Origin of the sequence: Streptomyces atratus (assembly GCF_900119365.1) — a bacterium.
In the GTDB taxonomy this organism is placed as follows: domain Bacteria; phylum Actinomycetota; class Actinomycetes; order Streptomycetales; family Streptomycetaceae; genus Streptomyces; species Streptomyces atratus_B.
This window is the reverse complement of record NZ_FPJO01000023.1, coordinates 48,910-68,480: the sequence shown is the minus strand read 5'-3', so window position 1 is coordinate 68,480 and position 19,571 is coordinate 48,910. Positions and strand designations below refer to the sequence as shown.

The 19,571-nt window shown below is 71.4% G+C and carries 19 protein-coding genes; 4 read left to right on the top strand and 15 right to left on the bottom strand.

Annotation, left to right across the window (positions count from 1 at the left end; all coding sequences use genetic code 11):
- Positions 1–22 precede the first annotated feature (22 nt).
- Entirely contained in the window at positions 23–532 is a 510-nt protein-coding gene (locus BT364_RS29765; RefSeq protein ID WP_072488337.1) for a CGNR zinc finger domain-containing protein, read from the bottom strand.
- Positions 533–663: 131 nt separating this feature from the next.
- On the opposite strand from BT364_RS29765, the gene BT364_RS29760 reads away from it, so the two are divergent.
- On the top strand, positions 664–1,026 hold the full coding sequence (locus BT364_RS29760; protein ID WP_072488336.1) for a VOC family protein: 363 nt from the start codon (positions 664–666) through the stop codon (positions 1,024–1,026).
- 59 nt (positions 1,027–1,085) lie between these two features.
- On the opposite strand, the gene BT364_RS29755 is transcribed toward BT364_RS29760, so the two are convergent.
- Genes BT364_RS29755 through BT364_RS29745 form a run of 3 tightly spaced genes read right to left on the bottom strand, consistent with a single transcriptional unit; the run spans position 1,086 to position 3,961 of the window.
- On the bottom strand, positions 1,086–2,279 hold the full coding sequence (locus tag BT364_RS29755) for a dipeptidase (protein WP_072488335.1): 1,194 nt from the start codon (positions 2,277–2,279) through the stop codon (positions 1,086–1,088).
- 6 nt (positions 2,280–2,285) lie between these two features.
- Positions 2,286–2,825: a 5-(carboxyamino)imidazole ribonucleotide mutase gene (gene purE / locus BT364_RS29750; protein WP_072488334.1), complete on the bottom strand. Its 540-nt coding sequence runs from the start codon at positions 2,823–2,825 to the stop codon at positions 2,286–2,288.
- Complete coding sequence (locus BT364_RS29745) at positions 2,822–3,961, bottom strand: 5-(carboxyamino)imidazole ribonucleotide synthase (RefSeq protein WP_218172461.1); 1,140 nt, start codon at positions 3,959–3,961, stop codon at positions 2,822–2,824. Before BT364_RS29745 ends, purE begins: the two co-directional genes overlap by 4 nt.
- Before the next feature lie 173 nt (positions 3,962–4,134).
- On the opposite strand from BT364_RS29745, the gene BT364_RS29740 reads away from it, so the two are divergent.
- A complete protein-coding gene (locus tag BT364_RS29740) occupies positions 4,135–4,683 on the top strand; it encodes a GtrA family protein (RefSeq protein ID WP_072488332.1) in 549 nt (182 codons plus the stop codon).
- A 24-nt stretch (positions 4,684–4,707) separates the two neighbouring features.
- Here BT364_RS29740 and BT364_RS29735 read toward each other — a convergent pair whose 3' ends face one another.
- Complete coding sequence (locus tag BT364_RS29735) at positions 4,708–5,973, bottom strand: ATP-binding protein (protein ID WP_072488331.1); 1,266 nt, start codon at positions 5,971–5,973, stop codon at positions 4,708–4,710.
- Between the two features lie 52 nt (positions 5,974–6,025).
- On the bottom strand, positions 6,026–6,703 hold the full coding sequence (locus BT364_RS29730) for a response regulator transcription factor (RefSeq protein WP_072488330.1): 678 nt from the start codon (positions 6,701–6,703) through the stop codon (positions 6,026–6,028).
- 491 nt (positions 6,704–7,194) lie between these two features.
- Here BT364_RS29730 and BT364_RS29725 point away from each other — a divergent pair, with 491 nt between their 5' ends.
- Positions 7,195–8,685: an oligopeptide:H+ symporter gene (locus BT364_RS29725; RefSeq protein WP_072488329.1), complete on the top strand. Its 1,491-nt coding sequence runs from the start codon at positions 7,195–7,197 to the stop codon at positions 8,683–8,685.
- A 164-nt stretch (positions 8,686–8,849) separates the two neighbouring features.
- Here the strand turns inward: BT364_RS29725 and BT364_RS29720 are convergent, their stop codons facing one another.
- The 6 genes from BT364_RS29720 to BT364_RS29695 form a co-directional block, all read right to left on the bottom strand.
- Entirely contained in the window at positions 8,850–10,190 is a 1,341-nt protein-coding gene (locus BT364_RS29720; RefSeq protein WP_072488373.1) for a hypothetical protein, read from the bottom strand.
- Positions 10,191–10,228: 38 nt separating this feature from the next.
- Positions 10,229–11,374: a hypothetical protein gene (locus BT364_RS29715; protein WP_072488328.1), complete on the bottom strand. Its 1,146-nt coding sequence runs from the start codon at positions 11,372–11,374 to the stop codon at positions 10,229–10,231.
- Positions 11,371–12,336: a COG1470 family protein gene (locus tag BT364_RS29710; RefSeq protein ID WP_072488327.1), complete on the bottom strand. Its 966-nt coding sequence runs from the start codon at positions 12,334–12,336 to the stop codon at positions 11,371–11,373. Before BT364_RS29710 ends, BT364_RS29715 begins: the two co-directional genes overlap by 4 nt.
- Positions 12,337–12,382: 46 nt before the next feature.
- Entirely contained in the window at positions 12,383–13,054 is a 672-nt protein-coding gene (locus BT364_RS29705; protein ID WP_072488326.1) for a peptidase, read from the bottom strand.
- A gap of 190 nt (positions 13,055–13,244) precedes the next feature.
- The gene (locus BT364_RS29700; RefSeq protein ID WP_072488325.1) at positions 13,245–13,754 is read right to left on the bottom strand and encodes an ATP-binding protein; all 510 of its coding nucleotides are present in this window, start codon (positions 13,752–13,754) and stop codon (positions 13,245–13,247) included.
- A 201-nt stretch (positions 13,755–13,955) separates the two neighbouring features.
- Positions 13,956–14,324, bottom strand: a complete 369-nt coding sequence (locus BT364_RS29695; protein ID WP_072488324.1) for an STAS domain-containing protein — start codon at positions 14,322–14,324, stop codon at positions 13,956–13,958.
- 283 nt (positions 14,325–14,607) lie between these two features.
- Between BT364_RS29695 and BT364_RS29690 the strand changes: the two genes are divergently transcribed.
- Positions 14,608–15,627, top strand: coding sequence for an RNA polymerase sigma factor SigF (locus BT364_RS29690; RefSeq protein WP_072488372.1), 1,020 nt, complete (start codon positions 14,608–14,610; stop codon positions 15,625–15,627).
- Positions 15,628–15,743: 116 nt separating this feature from the next.
- On the opposite strand, the gene hutI is transcribed toward BT364_RS29690, so the two are convergent.
- From hutI to BT364_RS29675, 3 genes are read right to left on the bottom strand one after another with little or no spacing between them, the layout of a single operon-like run.
- Positions 15,744–16,916, bottom strand: coding sequence for an imidazolonepropionase (gene hutI, locus BT364_RS29685; RefSeq protein ID WP_072488323.1), 1,173 nt, complete (start codon positions 16,914–16,916; stop codon positions 15,744–15,746).
- A gap of 32 nt (positions 16,917–16,948) precedes the next feature.
- Positions 16,949–18,331, bottom strand: coding sequence for a formimidoylglutamate deiminase (locus BT364_RS29680; RefSeq protein ID WP_072488322.1), 1,383 nt, complete (start codon positions 18,329–18,331; stop codon positions 16,949–16,951).
- Positions 18,322–19,530 (bottom strand): allantoate amidohydrolase, encoded by a 1,209-nt coding sequence (locus tag BT364_RS29675; protein WP_072488371.1) that lies wholly within the window; start codon positions 19,528–19,530, stop codon positions 18,322–18,324. Before BT364_RS29675 ends, BT364_RS29680 begins: the two co-directional genes overlap by 10 nt.
- Positions 19,531–19,571: the final 41 nt, after the last annotated feature.

Sequence of the window (19,571 nt, the reverse complement as noted above, 5' to 3'; positions counted from 1 at the left end):
CCGGGAAGAAGACCCTCAGCCCTCAGCCGCGCTTCGCGCGGTAGGTGCGCATTTTGGCGCGGGCGCCGCACACCGACATGGAGCACCAGCGGCGGCGCCCCGCCGGGCTGCGGTCGTAGTAGGCCCAGCGGCAGTCCTCCGCCTCGCAGGCCTTGAGCCGGGCCCAGGTGCCCTCGGCCGCCGCGGTGGCGATGGCCGACGCCACGCGTGCGGTCAGCCCGGCCGGTTCGGTGACGGGGCGCAGTGCGGCGGCGCCCGCCGCGTCCACGGTGACGCGCAGGGGCGCCTCGGCGAGGAGCCGGTCGAGCGTGGCCGCGGCGTCGTCCGGCGAGCGGTGGCCGGCGTGGGCGAGGCAGGCGGTACGGAGCGCCTCGCGCAGTTCGCGCGCGTCCGGGACCTCGGGTTCGGTGAGGCCGAAGGCGGCGCGTCCGTCCGCCGTGCCGAGAGTGTCCGCGCCCGTCTCGACGTCCAGCGTGTTGACCAGCGCCTCGATCAGGGCGAGTGCGCCGGGCGCGGGTTCCTTCTCACTCATGACTGCGACCTCACGATTGCGACCTCATGGTTGCGACGTTACTTCCTTTGCGGCAGCATGCAGTAACGGTTACCTGTTGAAGGCGTTTACAGGTAACCCCAGTGCATCCATCTGCCCGAGGAGGAATTGTCATGGCTGTCGCCACCCTGGGATCGGTCGTTCTGGACTGCCCCGACCCGGCCGCGCTCGCCGGTTTCTACGCGGGGCTGCTCGGCGGAGAGATCGTGCCCGGCGGGGAGGACTGGGTGGAGCTGACCGGAGTCGGGGGCACGCTCCTCGCGTTCCAGGCCGCACCCGGTTACGTACCGCCGCGGTGGCCGAGCGCGGACGCATCGCAGCAGGTCCACCTGGATCTGACCGTGGCGGATCTGGACGCGGCGGAGAAGGAGGCGCTCGCGCTGGGCGCGACCGTGCTGGAGGCGGAGGACCGGGAGCGGAGCTTCCGGGTGTACGCGGACCCGGCGGGGCACCCGTTCTGCCTCTGCGCGGGGTAGTGGACGACGTGTGGGGGCGCCCCGGAGGGCGCCCCCACACATGACGTGACGGGACCGGGTCAGCCGGTCCGGCCGTCCAGCTGCTCGATCGTGGCGTGCGACGGGCCGCGGCGGGTGCGCAGCTCGCGCGCGACGGCCTCGGCGTCGCGCAGCACCCGTACGGCGTTCTGCCAGGTGAGCTTGGCGAGATCGGCGGTGGACCAGCCGCGGCCGAGCAGCTCCGCGATCAGGTTCGGGTAACCGGCGACGTCCTGGAGGCCCTGAGGGAGAAAGGCCGTTCCGTCGTAGTCGCCGCCGATGCCGATGTGGTCGATGCCCGCGACCTCGCGCATGTGGTCGAGGTGGTCGGCGATGGTCGCCACGGTGGCCATCGGGCGCGGGTTGGCCGCCTCGAAGGAGGCGTGGATCTTCATGGCCTGCGCGGTGGTGTCGAGGTGGTGCAGACCGTGCGCGCGCAGGTTCTCGTCCGCGGCCCGGGTCCAGGCGACCGCCTCCGGCAGGACGAACTTCGGTACGAAGGTCGCCATGGCGATGCCGCCGTTGGCGGGGAGCCGGCCGAGGACGTCGTCGGGGATGTTGCGCGGATGGTCGCAGATCGCCCGCGACGAGGAGTGCGAGAAGATGACCGGCGCCGTGGAGGTGTCGAGCGCGTCGCGCATCGTGGTGGCCGCCACGTGGGAGAGGTCGACCAGCATGCCGGTGCGGTTCATCTCCCGTACGACCTCGTGGCCGAACGGCGAGAGGCCGCCGACGCCGGGCTCGTCGGTCGCCGAGTCCGCCCAGGCGATGTTGTCGTTGTGCGTGAGCGTCATGTAGCGGACGCCCAGGGTGTGCAGGGCGCGCAGGGTGCCCAGCGAGTTGTTGATGGAGTGGCCGCCCTCGGCGCCCATCAGGGAGGCGATACGGCCCTCGGCGCGGGCCGCCTCCATGTCGTCGGCGGTCAGCGCGCGCCGCAGGTCGGCGGGGTAGCGGCCGATCAGCTCGGCGACCACGTCGATCTGTTCCAGGGTGGCGCTGACGGCTTCGTCGCCCGCCATGTCGGTCCGTACGTAGACGGACCAGAACTGGGCGCCGACGCCGCCCGCGCGCAGCCGGGGGATGTCGGTGTGCAGATGGCCGGACTGGTCGGTGGCGATGTCGCGGGCGTCGAGGTCGTAGCCGACCTGTTCGCGCAGCGCCCACGGCAGGTCGTTGTGCCCGTCGACGACGGGGTACTCGGCGAGGAGTTCCCTCGCACGCTCCAGCTGCGCCACCGTCGCCTACTTCCCGAAGCCGAAGGAGTCGGCGCCCTGGACCTTGCTGCGGAGCCGCTTGCCCTTCTCCGTCGCCTGGTCGTTCAGCTCCTGCTGGAACTCCCGCATCCGGGCCAGCAGTTCGCCGTCGTGGGCGGCGAGGATGCGGGCGGCGAGCAGGCCCGCGTTGCGCGCGCCGCCGACCGAGACGGTCGCGACCGGCACACCGGCGGGCATCTGCACGATGGAGAGCAGGCTGTCCATGCCGTCGAGGTACTTCAGCGGGACCGGCACACCGATGACGGGCAGCGGGGTGACGGAGGCGAGCATGCCGGGCAGGTGGGCTGCGCCACCCGCGCCCGCGATGATCGCCTTGAGGCCGCGGTCCGCCGCGTGCTCGCCGTACGCGATCATCTCGCGCGGCATGCGGTGGGCGGAGACGACGTCGATCTCGTACGGGACCTCGAACTCGTCGAGGGCCTTGGCCGCCGCTTCCATGACGGGCCAGTCGGAGTCCGAGCCCATGACGATGCCGACGAGCGGCGCGGCGGTGCCGGGGGAAGTCATTCGGTGATCGTTCCTCGCAGGTAGTCGGCCGCGTGCCGGGCGCGCTCCCGCACGTCCGCCAGGTCGTCGCCGTAGGTGTTGACGTGTCCGACCTTGCGGCCGGGCTTCACGTCCTTGCCGTACATGTGGATCTTGAGCTGGGGGTCGCGGGCCATGCAGTGCAGGTACGCCTGGTACATGTCCGGGAAGTCGCCGCCGAGGACGTTGGACATGACCGTCCAGGTGGCGCGCGGGCGCGGGTCGCCGAGCGGCAGGTCGAGCACGGCGCGGACGTGGTTGGCGAACTGCGAGGTGATCGCGCCGTCCTGCGTCCAGTGGCCGGAGTTGTGCGGGCGCATGGCCAGCTCGTTGACGAGGACGCGCCCGTCACGGGTCTCGAAGAGTTCGACCGCGAGGTGGCCGACGACACCGAGCTCGGAGGCGATGCGCAGGGCCAGCTGCTGGGCCTCGCCGGCGAGCCGCTCGCCCAGCTCGGGGGCCGGGGCGATCACCGTGTCGCAGACCCCGTCGACCTGGATCGACTCGACGACCGGGTAGGCGACGGCCTGGCCGTGCGGCGAGCGGACGATGTTGGCCGCCAGCTCCCGTACGAAGTCGACCTTCTCCTCGGCCAGGACCGCGACGCCGGCCCGGAAGGGCTCCGCCGCGTCCGCCTCGGAGCGGACCACCCAGACGCCCTTGCCGTCGTAGCCGCCGCGGACCGTCTTGAGGACGACGGGAAAGCCCCCGGTCTCCTCGGCGAAGGCGGCGACATCGGCCGGGTCCTCCACGATGCGGTGGCGGGGGCAGGGCGCGCCGATCTCGGTGAGCTTCGCGCGCATCACCCCCTTGTCCTGGGCGTGCACCAGCGCGTCGGGTCCCGGGCGCACGGGGATGCCGTCCGCCTCCAGGGCCCGCAGGTGCTCGGTCGGTACGTGCTCGTGATCGAAGGTGATCACGTCACAGCCGCGCGCGAAGGCACGCAGCGTGTCCAGGTCGCGATAGTCGCCGACGACGACTTCGCTCACCACCTGGGCCGCCGAGTCCTGGGGGGTGTCGCTGAGGAGCTTGAACTTGATGCCGAGGGGGATGCCCGCCTCGTGGGTCATTCGGGCGAGCTGACCGCCACCGACCATGCCGACTACCGGGAACGTCACTCCTCCAGGGTATCCGCCGCCCCGGGGAGCTCCCGACGACGCCCTCCGGCTGCCCGCTCAGGCGCTCGTGTCACAGCACCGCCACACCACTCACCACATCCACGGGCGACGCGTGGACGGGCTGGTTAGCATGACCGGGTTGACGTAACCGACAGACGGGCTGAGCGATCACCATGAGCGAACGGGGCGCACTGCGGGCGCGGCTGGAGCTGCTGGCCCGGGAAGTCGCCAAGTTCGGCGCGGTCGGCGCGGTCGGCCTGGTGGTCAACCTCGCGGTGTCCAACCTGCTCTGGCGCTACACGGACATCCCGACGGTGCGGGCCGGTCTGCTGGCCACCGTCGTCGCCGCCCTCGGCAACTACCTGGGCTTCCGCTACTGGACGTACCGGGACCGCGACAAGAGCGGACGGACCCGCGAGCTGACGCTGTTCCTGCTGTTCACCGCGGTGGGCGCGGTCATCGAGACCAATGTGCTGTACGTGGCGACGTACGGCTTCGGCTGGGACAGCCCGGTCCAGAGCAATGTCTTCAAGATCCTCGGGATCGGCATCGCGACCCTGTTCCGCTTCTGGTCCTACCGGACGTGGGTGTTCAAGGCGCTGCCCGTCGAGAAGCCCGCGCCGGCCGCCGAGCAGCCCGTGGCCGGTGGGGCCGAGAGGTTTCTGAAGCAGGGGCGTACGGAGCCGGTGCCGCGGGTCGGCGCGGATTCCGTACGGCGGTAGCGGACGTCCTCCGCCGCTCGCCGCTCACCGCACCGGGCGTTCCGGTTCCTTCCTCTTCAGGGCCACCCGGCTGAGGAACAGGGCGAAGACGGCGGGCTGCTGCTGGAGCAGTTCGAGGCGGCCGCCGTCCGCCTCCGCGAGGTCCCTGGCCACCGCGAGTCCGATGCCGGTGGAATTGCGGCCGCTGATCGTCCGCTCGAAGATCCGGGCGCCCAGATCGGACGGAACCCCGGGGCCCTCGTCCGTGACCTCGATGACCACCTGGTTGCCGGTGACCCGGGTGCGCAGCGCGACCGTACCGCCGCCGTGCATCAGAGAGTTCTCGATCAGCGCGGCCAGCACCTGGGCGACCGCGCCCGGCGTGCCGACGGCCCGCAGCCCCTGCTTGCCGGAGCGGACGATGGCGCGGCCCGCGCTCCGGTAGGCGGGACGCCACTCCTCGACCTGCTGCTTGACGACCTCGTCGAGGTCGAAGACGACGGCGGAGCCGGTACGCGGATCACGGGCGTTGGTCAGCAGCCGCTCCACCACGTCGGTGAGCCGCTCGACCTGGGTGAGGGCGATGTTCGCCTCCTCCTTCACCGTGTCCGGGTCGTCGGTGACCGAGATCTCCTCGATGCGCATGGAGAGCGCGGTGAGCGGCGTACGGAGCTGGTGGGAGGCGTCGGCGGCCAGCCGGCGTTCCGCGGTCAGCATCCGGGCGATCCGTTCGGCGGAGGCGTCCAGCACGTCGGCGACCCGGTCCAGCTCCGGCACCCCGTACCGCTTGTGGCGCGGGCGCGGGTCGCCGGAACCCAGGCGTTCGGCGGTCTCGGCCAGGTCGGTCAGCGGCGAGGTCAGCTTGTTGGCCTGGCGTACGGCCAGCAGTACGGCGGAGACGATGGCCAGCAGCGCCACCGCGCCGATGATCATCAGGGTGCGGCCGACCTCGCGGGTGACCGCGGAGCGGGACTCCTCGACGGTGACCTGCTCGCCGTGCTCCCCCTCGGCGGTGCTGCTGATCACACTCCCGGTGGGGCGCTTGCCGACTTCGAGCGGGGGCCGGCCGGGGATCTTGATCAGGGCGTAGCGCTTGCTGGTGATCTGCTGGGAGAGCAGCGCCGAGCTGATCCGCTCGTCCTCCAGCAGCCGGCTCTCGACGACGCTGATCAGCCGCAGCGCCTCGGAGTCGATGCTCTCCTGGGCGCTGTTGCTGATGGTGCGGGTCTCGACGATGACCAGGGAGACGCCGAAGACGGCGATCACCACGAGCACCACGGCGAGCGTGGAGTTGATCAGTCTGCGGCGCATGGATGCTCGTTCTCAGCTCTTCTCGGAAGGTCGGCCCCCCTCGGAACGAGCGTCAGCTCTTCTCGAAGCGGAAGCCGACGCCCCGTACGGTCGCGATGTAGCGGGGGTTGGCGGCGTCGTCACCGAGCTTCTTGCGGAGCCAGGAGATGTGCATGTCGAGGGTCTTCGTCGACGACCACCAGGTGGTGTCCCAGACCTCGCGCATCAGCTGGTCGCGGGTGACGACCCGGCCGGCGTCGCGGACCAGGACCCGCAGCAGGTCGAACTCCTTGGCGGTGAGCTGGAGTTCCTCCTCGCCCATCCAGGCACGGTGCGACTCGACGTCGATCCGGACGCCGTGCGTCGCGGGCTGCGGCGCGGGCTCGGTGGCGCCGCGGCGCAGCAGGGCGCGGACCCGGGCGAGCAGCTCGGCGAGGCGGAAGGGCTTGGTGACGTAGTCGTCGGCACCCGCGTCGAGACCGACGACGGTGTCCACCTCGTCGGCGCGGGCGGTCAGCACCAGGATCGGCACGGTGTGACCCTCGGCACGGAGCCTGCGGGCAACTTCGAGGCCGTCCATCCCGGGCAGACCCAGGTCGAGCACGACCAGGTCGATTCCGCCCTGGAGACCGGCGTCGAGTGCGGTCGGACCGTCTTCGCGGACCTCGACCTCGTAACCCTCCCGACGCAGGGCGCGGGCCAGCGGCTCCGAGATGGATGCATCGTCCTCGGCGAGCAGTACACGGGTCATGGAGTGATGGTAGTCCGCGCGGAGCGGATGCCGTGAGGTGCTCCAAGAGCCCTGCGGGTCTGTGGAATAAGCGAGTGAATACCTTTGAATATGGGAGCGCGGCTCCATCAGAACCTGTGATCCATCTCTCAAGTCCATTCATATCCGGCTCTGTCGTGGCGTATGGTGTCTCGACGCCTGTTGCACTACTCAAGGACCCTTGGGCAGCTTTTAGCGCCAAGGGTCCCTTTTGTTGGCCGACTGGTACCCGCCAGTCGCGGAATCAGTGAATGACCTGTGGCCGGGCCCGGAGCGCGAGGATGCGCACCGGGCGTGGATCCCGGCACGGTCGGTCCCCGTCCCCTTCAGCCGGCTCCTTGGTGAGTCCGGCGAGCGGGACGAATCCTCTCCCGGGCGTGAGGGGTGGGGCGCGCCCGTGCCGGTGCCGGCCTCCCCCCACCGGGCGCACCACGCTCACAAGGCGTCGCGTCCCGAGCACACAAGGATCGACCATGGCGTCCAGCCTGACGAAGGACCCGGCCAGTACACCTGGATCCGCGAAGACCTTCTTCGGCCACCCCCGCGGCCTGGCCACTCTCTTCATGACCGAGATGTGGGAGCGCTTCAGCTTCTACGGCATGCGGGCCCTGCTTCCGCTGTACCTGGTCTCCAATTCCGGCCTGCACATGAACGCGGCCACGGCCACCGCGATCTACTCCATCTACATGGCGATGGTGTACCTGCTCGCCATGCCCGGCGGCTGGTTCGGCGACCGGGTCTGGGGGCCGCGCAAGACGGTCACCATCTCGGCCGCGGTCATCATGCTGGGCCACCTGACGCTCGCGCTGCCGGGCTCCGGCACCTTCTTCGCCGGTCTGGCGCTGGTCGCGCTCGGATCCGGGCTGCTGAAGGCCAACATCTCCACGATGGTCGGCCACCTCTACAACGGCCCGGACGACCCGCGTCGCGACGGTGGCTTCACCGTCTTCTACATGGGCATCAACCTCGGTGCCTTCGCCGCGCCGCTGATCATCGGCACGGTCGGCGAGAAGGTGAACTGGCACCTCGGCTTCGCCATCGCCGCGGCCGGCATGGCGCTGGGCCTGGCCCAGTTCCTCATCGGTACGCGCCACCTCAGCGCGCGCAGCAGCGTCGTCCCGAAGCCTCTTTCGGCCGAGGAGCGCCGTACGACCCTGCGCAAGGGCCTGCTGTGGCTGATAGTGGCCGTCGTCTTCTACGGCGTCCTCGTCGCCACCGACGTCTACACGCTGAACTGGGCGCTCGTCCCGATCACCGTCGCCGGTCTGCTCATCCCGGTCGCGGTGCTGGTGCGGATCAAGCGGGACCGGGACCTCTCGAAGGCCGAGCAGTCGAAGATGTCCGGCTACATCTGGTTCTTCGTCGCCGCGGCCGTGTTCTGGATGATCTACGACCAGGGCGGCTCGACGCTGTCGCTCTTCGGTGAGTCCTCCACCACCAACAGCCTGCTCGGCCTGCACTTCCCGACCTCCTGGTACCAGTCGGTCAACCCGGTCATCATCATGGCGCTGGCCCCGGTCGTCGCCTGGATATGGCTGGCGCTGAACCGGCGCGGCAAGGAGCCGAGCACGGTCGTCAAGTTCGGCTCGGGTCTCTTCCTGGTCGGTACCTCCTTCCTCGTCTTCATGCTGCCGCTGACCATGGCGACGGACGGCGACAAGGTCAGCCCGATGTGGCTGGTGTCGATCTACTTCCTGCAGACCGTCGGTGAGCTCTGCCTCTCCCCGGTCGGCCTGTCGGTCACCACGAAGATGGCGCCCGCGAAGTACGGCAGCCAGATGATGGGTGTCTGGTTCCTCGCGGTCACCGCGGGCGACTGCACCACCAGCCTGCTGTCGCTGGCCGGTGTCGACCTGAACAAGACCGGGATGGTGGGTCTGGAGGCGGCGCTCGCGATCGTGGCGGCGTTCTCGATCTGGATGTACCGCAAGAAGGTCAGCCGGCTCATGGGCGACGTGCGCTGATGCACTGATGTGCTGCTGACGCACTGATCGCTTTCCGCCCGTACACAGGGGCCGCCGCACCGTCGACCGGTGCTGCGGCCCCTGTGCCGTTGTCACGGCTGTCGCGACCCCTGTGCCGTTGCTACGGCTGTCGCGGCCCTTGTGCCGGGGTCACGGGATCCGGCTCACCTGGTGCCGCGCAGCCTGCGCCACGGGGTGAAGGTGAACACGGCGCCGCCGAGCAGGATCGCCGTGCCCGCGACCAGGCCGAGGGCGCGCAGGGTGCCGGTGTCCTCGGCCCCGGTGGCGGCCAGTCCGCCGCCGGAGGCCGTACCGCCGGCCGCGGAGCCCGCGCCCGTGGAACCCGTGGTGGCGGAGCCGGAGGCGCCGCCCTGCTGGGCGGTGGTGTCGAGCTCCAGCGACGGGGTCACCGAGCCCTTGACCTTGCACGGGATGTTGATCTTCGAGGCGCCCAGGGTGACGTCGATCGTCAGGGTGCCGGGGCTGAGAGTGGACTTGCCGGACGCGCCGGGCGTGTAGGTGCCGGTCATGTCGGACAGGTCGACCGGCTTGCCCTGCTCCAGCGGTTCGGCGTTGGCCGGGCCGGTGACCTTCACCGAGCCCTTGTCGGCGCCGCCCAGGGTGATGTCCATGGACGGCTTCAGCGCGCCGGCCGGCAGCGCGGCCGGGCTGTCCATCACGCCCTTGGCCGTCTTGACCGTCAGGGCGTAGCTGCCACCGCTCTTCTTGGCGTTGATCGTCACCTTGGAGGAGATGTCGGCCGGTCCCGGGGACGTACAGGTGAAGTGGACCGCGACCTCCTTGCCGGGGAAGTCGGTCTGTCCGCTGCCGCCGCCGGAGCCCGAGGTCGTGGAGCCGGAGTCACCGCCGCCCGTCGTACCGCCCGCGGTGGTGGAGCCCGAGGTCGAGCCGGAGGTCGTACCGCCGGCGGTGGTCGAGCCGGAGGTCGTACCGCCCGCGGTGGTCGAGCCGCTCGTCGTACCGCCCGTGGTGGATCCGCCGCCGTCCGTGACCTTGATGGTCACGCCCGGCTGCACGGTCTCCTTCGGGGTGCACTTGGTGTCCGTGGAGATCGGCTTGGAGACGTTGATGTTGTACGCGTCCGGTGTCAGCGTGATCTCACCGGCCTTCTCCAGCTTCAGCGTGCCCTTCATGTCGGGCAGCACCATGGCGCTGTTCTTGGGGATCGGCGGGTTCTGCCGCGGCCCTTCCATCTGCACGGTGCCCGTGGCGGCGCCGCTCACCTTGAGGGTGCCGGTCGGCTTGACCGTGTCCTTGTCCAGATCGAGCACATCGGGGTTCTTGGAAGCGGCCTCGACCGTCTTCCACACCACCTCGACGGTGTCCCCGACCTTCGCCTCGGCGGGCGCGGTCAACTGCACCTTGGTGGTGCCCTGCATGGCCGGCAGCCCCGAGATGGGCGGCGGAATGCACTCCGTGCTGTAGGAGACGTCGGCGGCCTGGGCCGGACTCGCGGCCAGCAGCAAGCCCGCGCCGCCGAGCATCATCGCGACTCCCGCCGCGACCGTCCTGCGTTGCGTACTCACGAATGTCCCTTCGTCGTCGGTCTGTTCTCTGACGGTGCGGAATCGGGTGTGAACCACGGCAGCGTGGCCGTGGTGGTGGACGAACTGCCGGTGGGCGCGGCCGTGGGGTCCTCGGCGGGCACCGGTGTACGGCGCGGCTTCGGGGTCTTCGCGGACTTACCGGCCCCTCGCCGGGGGCGGCGGCGTCCGGCGCGGCCCGGGGCGCGCGAGGAGCGGGGCCGTACCTTGTCGACGACCGCCATGCCGATCCGGAACACGGCGGCCGGCACGACGAGGCACAGCAGGATCCAGAAGAGCGTGACGCCCCAGGGGCGGCCGACCCCCCACGGCTGTTCGGCCAGCACCTTGCCGCCGTACTTGAGCGAGACCTGGTGGTCGCCGTGGGCGCCCGCCGTCAGTTCGACCGGGAGCTCGATCTGCGCCTTGCGGCCGGAGGCGATGGTGCCGCGCCACTGCCGCTCCTCCCACTGCGGGGCGAAGACGCCGTGCGAGGTGCCGATCTCGAAGACGGGGTCCTTGACGGGGTCGGAGCCGAGGTTGCCCACGGTGAAGACCAGCTTCCGGGCGGGCGGGGCGCCGAACCAGGTGAGGAGCCCGCTGTCGCCCTCCAGCCGGGTGGTGGCGAGCACCGCGAGCCTGCCGCCCCCGGTCTCCTTCGGCAGCGCGGCGATCGGGTGGCCCGCGACGACGAACACGGCGTCGGCGGTGGCCTGTTCGCCGGTGACGGTGGCGACGTGCACCACACAGGGGCAGGGCACGGGCGGTTCGGCGACCGGCAACTTCTTGCGGAAGGCGCCCTTGGCGTCGGTGGTGACGGCCCGGCCCTCGGCGTTGGCGCAGGAGTTCGTACCGCCGATCACACCGCGGTCGGTTGTGGAGCGCCCGCAGATCAGCACCATCAGCAGTGCCTTCGGGCGCCAGCCGCTGCCCTTCACGGTGATCTCGCCGCCCTTGCCCGCCTGTTGCTTGGAGAGGGTGACCCCGGGCTTCGCGTCCGCGGCCCGCGCGACCGCCGCTTCGGCCCGGGGCGCGGGGAGCGCCGGCGGGGCGGACAGCAGTGCTGCGAGCAGCGCGACGAACAGCGCGGCGGCCCACCGGTGGTGGGCGCTGCGGGGTGCTGCCGGTCCGGCCTGTCCAGTCACGATTCCGCTCCCGCCTTCGCCAAGTGCCTGCTCCCGGAGTGCTGTCGGTCGCCCGGTGACCGTCCGGGCCGTTCGTCGTCGTCCGGCCGCCGGTCTCGCGCCCGCCTGCGCCGGAGTGCGTACGCGCCCGCTCCGGCGGCGACCGGGACCAGCAGTGCGCCGGCGGTCAGCGGCGCCCACGGGACGAAGACCGCGCGGGCCGTCGCCTCGCCATGTGCGCCGCCCGCCGCCGTGACGCGCAGCCGTACGGTCGCCGAGTCGAGCGCGGGGACGTCCCGCCACGGCTCGGTGAGTCTGACCCGCTGTCCGGGCCGTACCCGCACCGGCAGGGTGCGGGCCTCGCGCCGCAGCAGCGTCCCGAACAACCCGTCGGCCCGGACGTCGATCCGCGGCGCGAGGACCGCGTTGCCCCGGTTGACCAGCGTGTAGTGGATGGCCCTCCCGGACACGGTGACGTCCTCGACGGTGAGCGCGGCCAGCGTCGGCCCGCCGACCCGCAGCCGGACCCGTACGTCCACCGAGCGGTCGCCGCCGCGCACGACGATCGCACCGGAGTGGTCGCCGGGCGTCGCACCGGCCGGCACCGTGACGGTGAACGGCACATCGGCCCGGGTGCGGGCCGGGACGGTCACCTCGGTGGCGGCGGTCCGCAGCCAGCGCCCGGTCCCGGTGGCGCCGCTGCCCCCGGTGCCGTCGGCGCCGCCCAGTCGCACGGTGACCGGGGACCGGCCCGGGTTGGTGACGGAGAGCCGGTCCTGCAGAACGGTGCCGGGCGGGCCCTCCAGATAGAAGTACGGTCTGCCGCCCGTGCCGGAACCGCTCCCCGCGGGCCGCGCCGTCCACGCAGCGGCGCCCGGGTGCGAGGCGGGCCCCGTCGCGGCGGCGGCCACCGGTGTCATGACGAGGGCGCACAGCAGTACGGCAAGGGCGAGTCGGGCGACGTGACCGGTCGGCGACGGCATGGGCGGCTCCCTGGTGCGTGACGGCGGCGGCTGGGTCCGGCAACGCCTATCGGCCCACGGCCCCCTGCCCGCGCCTGGTCAGCCAGAGCACCCCGGCCGCACCGGTCAGCAGTACCGTGCCGCCCAGCGTGCCGAGTGCCACGGCCGAGTCGAGCGGGCCGGTCTTCGGCAGTTGCCCGCCACTGTCGTCCGGGGTGGTCTGCGGGTTGCCCGCGGCCGTCACATCGAGCTGGAGCGACGGTCCCGGGTTGTTGGAGGGGGTGCACGTCGTGGTCGTACCGAGCGCCTTGATGGTGAGCACCCCGGCGGTGAAGTCGACCTTGCCGCTCTTCTTCGGGGTGTACGTACCCGACAGGTCACTGATCTTGATGGGGGTGTTGGCGGGTATCGCGGCGGAGTTCGGCGGGCCGGAGACCTGGAGCTGCCCCTGGTCGGCGCCGCCCACCTCGATGACCGCGCTGGGGCTCATCGCGCCCTTGCCGAGTTCGACGGGGCTGGAGGAAACGCCTTTCTGGAAGGACATCGTGAGCCGGTAACCGCCGCCGCTCTTCACGCTCTTGATGTCGATGGGAGACACGGCGCTCTTGTCGCCGATCGGGGTCTTGCACTTGTAGTCGACGTCCACGACGGTGGCGTGGGCGGCGGGCGCGGCCATCAGCACCACCGTGCCCGCCAGCGCGGACGCCAGCGCGAGAGCTGTTCGCTTCTGGTAGGACACCTGAGTTCCCCTCATGCCGGAAGTCGCCGCACGCCGGTGCTGACCGACGCAAGTTACTGACGACACATCAGATCGGGCGCTCAAGGTACGCCCGGCGCCTTGTGGAGGGAAGACAAAGAGCGCGCCGATCCGGCGCGCTCTTCGGTGGTGCGAACGGCGGGGCGATACGCCCCCGGGTCGGGCCCTGCGCCTACGCGGGTGCGGCCAGCTCCGCCCAGACGGTCTTCCCGGACCGGCCGGGCACCCGCAGGACGCCCCAGTCCAGGCAGAGCCGCTGCACGATGAACATGCCGTGCCCGCCGGGCCGCCCGGCCCGGTGCGGGGTGCGCGGCGCGGGCTGTCCCGCGCCCGAGTCGACGACCTCCACCCGCAGCACCTTCGCCGTGCAGGCGATGCGCATCTCCTCCGGGCCCTCGGCATGCAGGCAGGCGTTGGTGACCAGCTCGGAGACGACCAGCAGGACGTCCTCGGCGGCGGCCCGGCCGTCGGCGCTCGTCGCGGGGAGCCAGCCCCATTCGTGAAGCGCCTGGCGGGCGAAGTCGCGGGCGGTCGGCACGATGCCGGCGACACCCCGCAGCGACAGGGTGCGCCACTGCCGCTCGGCCGGCTCGGGGGAGGCCGCGCCGGTGCCCGCGTCCACGCCGGCGCCCTGCGGCTCCCGGCCGAGGTCGCCCGGCGGATGCTGCCGGGTGGTGCTCATCAGCGCTTCACCTCACCGATTCACCATGTCGCCGTCGAAACAATTCGACAGTTGCAGTTACAGATACAGAGTGTGCGGGTCGCCCGTGGCCCCGCCGGATGTCTTCTGCCCGGCCGAATCGTGACAACACCCACTTCGTCCGCGCGGATCACGTGACACGGGCAACACATGGGGCGCCCGGGGCCGCGACACGCGCCGCGGTCACGTGTCCAGGGCCGCTTCGAGGGAGTCGTGGACGGTGAAGACCGCCTCGGCCCCGGTGATCTCGAAGACCCTCGCCACCACCGGCAGCATGCCGGCCAAATGGACCCCTCCCCCGGCCGCCTCCGCCTTCAGGCGGGCACCGAGCAGCACATTGAGCCCGGTGGAATCACAGAATTCGAGGCCCGAGCAGTCGACCACCAGGCGCACCCGCCCCTGCTCGACCGCGTGCTCCAGAGGCTCCCGCAAGAGATCCGCCGTGTGGTGGTCCAGCTCACCCACCGGCGTCACGACCTCGCTGCACCCTTCGGTCCGGACCTCGACCTGAAGCCGACCCCGGTTCGCACTGCCGACCGTCCCGCGGTCCATGCCCGTCCCTCTTCGCCGTTCGTCACTGCCTGCGCCTCAGCGTGCGCAGATGCGTATGTGCTGTCTCTGACGTTCTTGAAACAGTACGCGGTCTGTGCGCCACGCGATACCCGAAGACCTCAACAAACCGGACATATAGCGTCAATTGGCGCTTGTAACTGCCCGTCCGGAGCGGGTAAGGGTAGGGGGACACCCAAAACACGACCGGCTTCGGAGGCGCCGCTTCACCGCAGGAACACGTATGGGCATCGGCAGCCATATGCCGAGAACGATGGAGGAGACCATGTCGCCCCGGCTCGACGGACCGCGTCCCCACAACGCGACGTCAGCATGTCCTCAGGGACTGACCCACTCAGACTCCCCTGCCGCGACCGCCGAAGACGGCGTCCGCAGCAGCACCGGTACCACCAGCAGCATCAGCACCACCAACACCAGTGGCACCGGCCACATCGGTGGCTACGACCGCATCGGCGCCGACGACCACGGCACGAGTGACGGTCTCGAAGGACTTCCCGAGATCCCGCCCTTCGACGAGGTGGGACCGCTGGACGCCAGGGCGTTGTCGAAGACGCTCTTCGCACGGCTCGAATCCCTCGAAGAGGGCACCCACGAGTACGCGTACGTCCGCAATACGCTCGTCGAACTGAACCTGGCGCTGGTCAGGTTCGCCGCCTCCCGGTTCCGCTCCCGCAGCGAGCCGATGGAGGACATCGTCCAGGTCGGCACCATCGGCCTGATCAAGGCGATCGACCGTTTCGAGCTCAGTCGGGGCGTGGAGTTCCCCACGTTCGCGATGCCGACCATCGTCGGCGAGATAAAGCGCTTCTTCCGCGACACCAGCTGGTCCGTGCGCGTCCCGCGCCGGCTGCAGGAGCTGCGGCTCGACCTGGCCAAGGCGGGCGACGAGCTCGCCCAGCGACTGGACCGGTCGCCCACCGTGGGCGAGCTCGCCGACCGCCTCGGCATCACCCACGACGAGGTCGTGGAGGGCATGGCCGCGAGCAACGCGTACACCGCGAGCTCACTGGACGCCAAGCCCGAGGAGGACGAGAGCGAAGGAGCGCTGGCGGACCGCATCGGCTACGAGGACCACGGACTCGAAGGCATCGAGTACGTGGAGTCCCTGAAGCCGCTGATCGCCTCGCTGCCATGCCGCGACCGAAAGATCCTCTCGCTCCGGTTCGTCGCCAACATGACGCAGTCGGAGATCGGTGAGGAGCTGGGCATCTCCCAGATGCATGTGTCGCGGCTGCTCTCCCGGACGCTGATCAAGCTGCGCAAGGGCCTGACGCTGGAGGAGTGAACGGGCCGGCGCCGGAACGGCACGGAAGGACCCGCCCCGGCAACGGGGCGGGTCCTTCCGCATGTTTGACGCCGTGTCACGGGCCCGGAGCGGCGCCGGGCGGGCACAGTGGTTGCTCAGACGACGCGTTCGCCGCGCTGCCAGACCGCGTGGACCAGCGGCACACCCGGCCGGTAGGCGAGGTGGACATGGCTGGGCGCGTCGAGGAGCACCAGGTCGGCGCGGGCGCCGGGGGCGATGCGGCCGATGTCCGTACGGCGCAGGGCCGCGGCGCCGCCCGCGGTGGCGGACCAGAGGGCCTCGTCCGGCGTCATGCCCATGTCCCGTACTGCGAGGGCGATGCAGAAGGGCATGGAGGACGTGAACGACGAGCCCGGGTTGCAGTCGGTCGAGAGCGCGACGGTGACGCCCGCGTCGAGGATGCGGCGGGCGTCGGGCCAGGTGGCGCGGGTGGAGAACTCGGCGCCGGGGAGCAGGGTGGCGACGGTGCTGCCCTGGGCCAGGGCGTCTACGTCGGCGTCGGTGAGGTGGGTGCAGTGGTCGGCGGACGCGGCGTCGAGTTCGACGGCGAGCTGGACGCCGGGGCCGTGGCCGAGCTGGTTGGCGTGGACGCGGGGGTGCAGGCCCTTCGCGATGCCCGCGGTCAGGATCGCGCGGGCCTGGTCGCCGTCGAAGGCGCCCTTCTCGCAGAAGACGTCGATCCAACGGGCGTACGGGGCACAGGCGTCGAGCATCGCCCCGGTGACCAGGTCCACGTAGCCGGCCGGGTCGTCGGCGTAGTCCGGGGAGACGATGTGGGCGCCGAGATAGGTGACCTCCTCGGTGTGCCGGGCGGCGATGCGCAGGGCGCGGGCCTCGTCCTCGACGGTGAGGCCGTAGCCGGACTTGGTCTCGAAGGTGGTGGTGCCCTGGCGCAGGGCCTCGGCGAGGTAGCGGGCGACGTTGGCGGCGAGTTCTTCGTCGGTGGCGGCGCGGGTGGCGGCGACGGTGGTCCGGATGCCGCCCGCGCTGTAGGCGCGGCCGGACATCCGGGCGTTGAACTCCTCGGTGCGGTCGCCCGCGAACACCAGGTGGGAGTGGGAGTCGACGAAGCCGGGGATCATCGCCCGGCCGCCCGCGTCGACGGCGTTGTCAGTGGCGGGTGCTTTGCTTGATTCACCGGTCCAGACGACCCGGTCGCCCTCGATGACGACGGCCGCGTCCTGGATGGGGCCCAGGGGGGAATCCGCGCACAGGGAGGGGTCGTTGGTGACCAGACTGGCGATGTTGGTGATGGCGGTCGTCGTCATCGGGGTGCTGCTCTCCTTGCGGGAATCCGGTCTCAGCCGTGCAGGGCGGCGATGGCCGAGGCGAGTGCTGCGGGTACGTCCTCGACGAGTGCGTGCCGACCGTCGCGGACGATGTGCCGTCCTGCCACGACCGTGTGCCGTACATCGGCCGCGGAGGCGGCGAATACGACCGCTTCGGCAGCGAGTCTGGGCACCGGTCCCGCTGTTCTGACGGAGTCCAGGGCGACGGTCGCCAGATCGGCGGGCGCACCGGGTTCGATGATGCCCGCCTCCGGCCGGCCGAGCGCCGCGTGGCCGTCGACGGTCGCGGCGCGCAGCAGGGCGGCCGCCGTCCAGTGACCGCGCGCCCGGGTGCGCAGGCGCTCGTCGAGCTCCATCGCGCGGGCCTCCTCGAAGAGGTCGATCACTGCGTGGCTGTCGCTGCCGAGGGAGAGCGGCGAGCCGGCGCGCTGGAGGGCGACGGCGGGGCCGATCCCGTCGGCGAGGTCGCGTTCGGTGGTGGGGCACATGCAGGTGCCGGTCGCCGAGGAGCCGAGGAGCGCGATGTCCTCGGCGGTGAGGTGGGTGTTGTGGATGCCGGTGGTGCGCGGGCCGAGGACCCCGTGGTCGGCGAGGAGCCGGGTGGGGGTGCAGCCGTGGGCGGCGAGGCAGGCGTCGTTCTCCGCGGTCTGCTCGGAGAGGTGGACATGGAGCGGGGCCTGCCGCTCCTCGGCCCAGGCGGCCACGGTGGCGAGCTGTGCGGCGGGCACGGCGCGCACGGAGTGGACGGCCGCGCCGATCAGTGCGTGGTCGCCGCCCTTGAGGAGGGAGGCGCGTTCGGCCCAGGCGTCCGCGGTGGTGTCGGAGAAGCGCAGCTGGTGCCGGTCGGGCTGCTGGTACTGGGTGGGGCGCTTGCCGAATCCGGCGGAGAGGTAGGCGGTGTCCAGCAGCGTGATCCGGATGCCGGCCTCGCGCGCCGCCGCGATCAGGGCCTCGCCCATCGCGTTCGGGTTGTCGTACGGGGTGCCGCCCGGTGCGTGGTGCAGATAGTGGAATTCGCCGACCGCGGTGATGCCGGCCAGCGCCATCTCGGCGTACACGGCACGGGCGAGGTCGTAGTACGAGTCGGGGGTGAGCCGGGCGGCGACCTGGTACATGATCTCGCGCCAGGTCCAGAAGGTGCCGGAGCCGACCTGGACGGTGGAGCGCAGGGCGCGGTGGAAGGCGTGCGAATGGGTGTTGGCGAGCCCGGGAACGGTGAGCCCGCGCAGCACGGTGGCGCCCGGCGGCGGGGTGGCGACGCCGGTGCGGACGCCCGCGATCAGCCCGCCGGAGACGTCCAGGGCGACACCCGGCTCGACATGGGTGCCGAGCCAGGCGTGGGACAGCCAGTACGTCACGGTGGCGGGCCTGGGGCCGTTCGTTGTCAGCTGCACGCGAGACCTTCCAGTACGTCGGCGAGTGCGATCACCCCGGCCACGCAGTCGTCCTCGCCCGCGTGCTCGGCCGGCGAGTGCGAGATCCCGGTGGGGTTCCGTACGAACAGCATGGCGGTGGGGACCGAAGCGGACAAAATACCCGCGTCGTGTCCGGCGCCGGTACCGAGGACGGGTACGGCACGACCGGCGTCGTCCCGACTCGCGAGGATCTTGCCGAGCTCGTCGCGCAGGGCGTGCTCGAACTCGACGACGGGCGTGAAGGACTCCCGTACGACATCGAGGTCGATCCCGGCGCGCTCGGCGTGCTCCCTGGCGGCCCGTTCGATGCCGGTGACCACGGCGTCGAGAGCCTCCTGGTCGGCGGCGCGGGAGTCGAGCCAGCCACGGACGAGGGAGGGGATGGCGTTGACCCCGTTCGGCTCGACGGAGATCTTGCCGAAGGTGGCGAGGGCTCCGGCGAGCTCCGCCTCGCGGCGGGCGGCGAGCACGGTCTCGGCGTACGTGAGCATCGGGTCGCGGCGGTCGGCGAGGCGGGTGGTGCCCGCGTGGTTGGCCTCGCCCCGGAAGTCGAACCGCCAGCGTCCGTGCGGCCAGATCGCGGAGGCGATGCCGACCGGGTCGCCGGTGAGGTCGAGGGCCCGCCCCTGTTCGACGTGGAGCTCGACGAACGCGCCGATGCGGGCGAGCCGTTCGGGGTCCGGGCCGATGGTGTCGGGGTCGTATCCGGCCGCCTCCATGGCCTGCGGCAGCGTGATGCCGTCGCCGTCGCGGAGCCGGTGGGCGGCCTCCACGGTCAGCTGTCCGGCGGCGAGCCGGGAGCCCACACAGGCGAGCCCGAAGCGGGCCCCCTCCTCGTCGCCGAAGTTGCTGATGGCCAGCGGCCGGGTGAACTGCGCTCCCCTGCGGCGGAGTTCGTCGAGCGCGGCGAAGGAGGAGACCACACCGAGCGGCCCGTCGAAGGCGCCGCCGTCCGGTACGGAGTCGAGATGCGATCCGGCGACGACGGCGTCCCCGGCGAGGGGGTCGCCGAGCCAGGCCCACTGGTTGCCGTTCCGGTCGACCTCGTAGGTGAGCCCGCGCGCCTCGGCCTGCGCCCGGAACCAGGTGCGGCAGTCGGCGTCGGCCCCGGTCCAGGCGTAGCGGCGGTAGCCCCCGCTGTCCTGGTGCCGTCCGACCGGCAGGAGCTCCCGCCACATGGCCCGGAACGAGGACGAGCCGCCGGCAGCCGCGGCCGTGC

Bases quoted from the DNA above. Each gene is read 5' to 3' on its own strand.
- BT364_RS29765 (WP_072488337.1), bottom strand. From the start codon at position 532: ATGAGTGAGAAGGAACCCGCGCCCGGCGCACTCGCCCTGATCGAGGCG.
- BT364_RS29760 (WP_072488336.1), top strand. From the start codon at position 664: ATGGCTGTCGCCACCCTGGGATCGGTCGTTCTGGACTGCCCCGACCCG.
- purE (WP_072488334.1), bottom strand. From the start codon at position 2,825: ATGACTTCCCCCGGCACCGCCGCGCCGCTCGTCGGCATCGTCATGGGC.
- BT364_RS29740 (WP_072488332.1), top strand. From the start codon at position 4,135: ATGAGCGAACGGGGCGCACTGCGGGCGCGGCTGGAGCTGCTGGCCCGG.
- BT364_RS29735 (WP_072488331.1), bottom strand. From the start codon at position 5,973: ATGCGCCGCAGACTGATCAACTCCACGCTCGCCGTGGTGCTCGTGGTG.
- BT364_RS29730 (WP_072488330.1), bottom strand. From the start codon at position 6,703: ATGACCCGTGTACTGCTCGCCGAGGACGATGCATCCATCTCGGAGCCG.
- BT364_RS29725 (WP_072488329.1), top strand. From the start codon at position 7,195: ATGGCGTCCAGCCTGACGAAGGACCCGGCCAGTACACCTGGATCCGCG.
- BT364_RS29720 (WP_072488373.1), bottom strand. From the start codon at position 10,190: ATGCTCGGCGGCGCGGGCTTGCTGCTGGCCGCGAGTCCGGCCCAGGCC.
- BT364_RS29710 (WP_072488327.1), bottom strand. From the start codon at position 12,336: ATGCCGTCGCCGACCGGTCACGTCGCCCGACTCGCCCTTGCCGTACTG.
- BT364_RS29700 (WP_072488325.1), bottom strand. From the start codon at position 13,754: ATGAGCACCACCCGGCAGCATCCGCCGGGCGACCTCGGCCGGGAGCCG.
- BT364_RS29695 (WP_072488324.1), bottom strand. From the start codon at position 14,324: ATGGACCGCGGGACGGTCGGCAGTGCGAACCGGGGTCGGCTTCAGGTC.
- BT364_RS29690 (WP_072488372.1), top strand. From the start codon at position 14,608: ATGTCGCCCCGGCTCGACGGACCGCGTCCCCACAACGCGACGTCAGCA.
- hutI (WP_072488323.1), bottom strand. From the start codon at position 16,916: ATGACGACGACCGCCATCACCAACATCGCCAGTCTGGTCACCAACGAC.
- BT364_RS29675 (WP_072488371.1), bottom strand. From the start codon at position 19,530: ATGTGGCGGGAGCTCCTGCCGGTCGGACGGCACCAGGACAGCGGGGGC.